The 580-nt window shown below is 38.1% G+C and carries 1 protein-coding gene; it reads left to right on the top strand.

Features of this window, described 5'->3' with window-relative positions:
- The first annotated feature begins 55 nt into the window (after window positions 1–55).
- Window positions 56–514, top strand: a complete 459-nt coding sequence (locus HC728_RS19790) for a GNAT family N-acetyltransferase (protein WP_065596553.1) — start codon at window positions 56–58, stop codon at window positions 512–514.
- The last annotated feature ends 66 nt before the right edge of the window (window positions 515–580 follow it).

Genomic DNA, 580 nt, shown 5'->3' with positions numbered 1-580 from the left:
CATGGTAGCAAACGTGTTATGCAGGCGTTATGAGAATTAAGGGATAATTTAAGATATGGATATCAAAATAGATGATTTGAATGGCGGCGAAGTTGTTCAGTTATTAAAAGAACACCTGGAAGATATGTATGCAACTTCTCCTCCTGAAAGCGTGCACGCATTGGATGTAAACGCACTAAAAGTACCTGAGATTACGTTCTTTAGTTGTTGGCAAGATGACCAGTTACTAGGTTGTGCTGCAATTAAGGAGTTGGATTCAAACCATGTTGAATTAAAATCAATGAGAACGGCCAATAATGCACGTAATCTTGGTGTTGGAACGCTTCTGCTTAAGCATGTATTAAAGGTTTCGTCGGATAAGGGTTATAACAAAATTAGCTTAGAAACCGGATCACAAGAGTTTTTCAAACCGGCTCGTAATCTCTATGAGAAATTTGGTTTTCAATATTGTGCTCCCTTTGCCGATTATAAACCTGATCCACACAGTCAATTTATGTCATGCACACTGGGTTAGACATTCTCATAACAAAGCAATCAACACGATTTATTACATTCGGCGTTGTAGGTTTGTCTTTGGTTT

The organism is Aliivibrio sp. S10_S31, assembly GCF_014694495.1.
GTDB lineage: Bacteria > Pseudomonadota > Gammaproteobacteria > Enterobacterales > Vibrionaceae > Aliivibrio > Aliivibrio fischeri.
This window is presented reverse-complemented; position numbering and strand designations above follow the sequence as displayed.

Coding starts and splice junctions, on each gene's coding strand:
- HC728_RS19790 (WP_065596553.1), top strand. CDS start 56: ATGGATATCAAAATAGATGATTTGAATGGCGGCGAAGTTGTTCAGTTA.